Source organism: Deltaproteobacteria bacterium PRO3 (genome assembly GCA_030263375.1).
Taxonomy (GTDB): Bacteria; UBA10199; UBA10199; order DSSB01; family DSSB01; genus DSSB01.
This window is the reverse complement of record SZOV01000180.1, coordinates 1-2,544: the sequence shown is the minus strand read 5'-3', so window position 1 is coordinate 2,544 and position 2,544 is coordinate 1. Positions and strand designations below refer to the sequence as shown.

The following is a 2,544-nucleotide window of genomic DNA, read 5'->3' as shown; positions in this document are numbered from 1 at the left end:
GGCCTCCGCCGAAAAGCCGATATTATATAGGCCTTAAGGTGATCGGCTTTTCAGAGGGTCCCGCTTAGGGACATATCGCCCCCGGCTAGGGGCTCGTGCAGGATTCCACCCGAATATGCAAAAATTTGGGAGATGACAGGAATTCACCACGCAATGGGTGGAAAATGCAAAGGGAGGAGAAATGAGGGGTAAGAGTGAGGATAGGTAGTAAGGATAAGCAATGAAGAGAAGTAGTGAGGATAAGTTGAGGGGTGCGATTCATAGCTCATCAGTGGCTATAACTCGTGGGTAAGAACTCTTGATTTACTTATCTGGCAAGAGCCCGTCAGGGAGGGGAAGGGATACCCCCTCTGAAGACATCTAGGCAGGAGGGAGGGCGTAGGAGCGGAAAAAAAGCCGAGAGAGCTCGAAAGTTAGGGGCTGACGAAGGAAGACCCTAACTTTCGAAGCGAACCGGCTTTTTTTTCGCGAGTAGCCCGACCGGGCCTAGTCTTCAGAGGGGGTATCCCTTCCCCTCCCTGACGGGCGGAGGTGGTCAACAGCACGGACAGTCCAAAACGGAGGCAGAAAAATCAGACATCATAAGTGTCCCGGAAGGGGGCAACAGCAAAGACTGGAAGAAGATCACAAGTTTTCGGTTCAACCCAGGCTGCGTCGGATCTGCGCGGATTTGACGATGTCCTCTTCAGGAGACCGCTCGCGCAGCCAGTTTTGAAGCACGTTGGAGGTGTAGTTGCGGTGGATGAAGTCCTCCGGTTCCCGCGGTCCCAATTTTTCGCCGAGGTAGGACTCGATGTACTGGACGCCGGTCTTGACGAACTTAAAGAGGGGAAAGCGCCTGGAGAGGATCTCGAGGTTTTCGCGGTTGAAATAACGCCCCACCCCCACGATCGCCTCGCGCAGCTCCGGATACAGCTTTTCCAGCGGGCCCAGCAACCCCGCCTGGCGGCTGGCGCGCAGACCTCGTCCCATGCCGATCAATTCGGGCGGTAGGCCCAAGGAATAGAAGATTGCGGTGAAGGTGATGGCGCGTGGCAGATTGAGCCCCGCCTTGCCCACCTGGCGCGAATAGCCGAAATGCCCGGTGTGCTGCATGCGCTCGCGCCGCGCCGGGATGAAGCGCGCCATCTGGTTGATAAAGCCCTCCAGGCCCTCGATCGTCTTCCGGTAGTACTTCACGAAGATCGCGTCGAGCCTCGCGATCTGCTGCATCTCTTTCGCGGTTAAGAGAACGGGATCGACGTTGCCCAACCGGCGGTTGAGCTTGGCGACCGCTTTCTTCACCTCGTCGAGCGGATGGTCGTAGCGGAAGCTGGATTGCAAGGTTACCGTGGCGACGCCCGGATAGGTGGTGATGAATTCGTCGATGGTCTGCGGGCTCAGGCCGCCGCGGAAGCGGAGCGATCCCGCGCCGATAATCGGCTTGACCTTGATGCCGGTGTCCTTCTGGAAGTGGAAATACTCCGACAGTGCAGCCTTGGCGCTCAAAACCGCCGCGAGGAATCCGCCGTCCAAGGCGGGGTCGCTGCGCGCGATGAAGGGACGGATCATCCGCGGCCGTTTGCCGTTCATCTTCTCCATAAAGTCGACGTATTTTTCCAAAATTCTCCGGCTCTTGAGCAGGGTGCCCGTGCCCTCGATCAGCGGGATGATGTCGAGGTGCTCCGGCTTCAGGTGCTTCGATTCGAGGATCTTCTGCTGGAACTGCGCCGTCTCGTTGAACTTGCGCTGCAAGGTGATCAACTCCTGGGCCGAGGTGGTCATCGGATGAATCACCTCGAAGAGCGGCGGGGTGTGCAGCTTGAGCTCGTGGGCCGTGTAGGCGGCGGAGAGGATGCCGGCGAAGGCCCGCGCCAGGCGCGCCTGACCCTCCCGCTGGATGTTGGGGACCCGAAAGGTCAGGAACTTGTCCCGCCCCAGCTGGTGCCTGGAGAAATAGTCGTAGTATTTTTGGTAGAGCCGGTCGACGACCGCCTCATCGACGAATTTTCCCTCCCAGTCCCACATGTACTCCTGGCAGCCCAGGTCGGAATAGGAGCGGTAGCACTCCTCGACCTCCTTCGACGTGGAGATGAAGGGCTTGGTGCTCCAATAGGGCTTGAAGGCGTTGTCCGGGTGCTGGGTCGCCATCGTCGCCGGGATTTTTCGGCTCAGGACATGGACCATGGTCCCAGGATACGGGATTTGCCGCCGCGAAGGCAGCAAAAAAAAGCCCCCGGGGCTTAAGCCGCCGGGGGCTTTGAAAGATAGAAGCCTGCGTTATCGCCGGACCGGAAGCTTGCGCAGCCGCCGTGCCGCCAAGGTACCGCCGATCAGGCAGGCCATGACGAGAGCGCCGATTCCGCCGGTTTGGGCCCGCGTGGTCAGGCTGCAACCGCCGCCGCCCACCGCGCCGCCCGCCGGGATGCCGCCGACGCCGGAGCCGCCGGTGCCCGGGGTGCCGGAGCCGGCGCCGGTGGTGATGTTGCCGCCCGCGGCGCCCCCGCCCGCCGCCTCAGGGGCGGGCTTGGTGACGTCGAAGGCCTCGATGCCCGCGCCGTCGAG

General features: G+C 60.7%; 2 protein-coding genes. Both read right to left on the bottom strand.

What is annotated here, in order from left to right; genetic code table 11:
• Positions 1-639 precede the first annotated feature (639 nt).
• Entirely contained in the window at positions 640-2,166 is a 1,527-nt protein-coding gene (ppcA, locus tag FBR05_15120) for a phosphoenolpyruvate carboxylase (GenBank protein MDL1873510.1), read from the bottom strand.
• 197 nt (positions 2,167-2,363) lie between these two features.
• On the bottom strand, positions 2,364-2,544 hold a 181-nt coding region (locus FBR05_15115; GenBank protein MDL1873509.1), incomplete at its 5' end, for a hypothetical protein.

Excerpts from the sequence above, each read along its gene's own strand:
- ppcA (MDL1873510.1), bottom strand. The coding sequence starts at position 2,166 with ATGGTCCATGTCCTGAGCCGAAAAATCCCGGCGACGATGGCGACCCAG.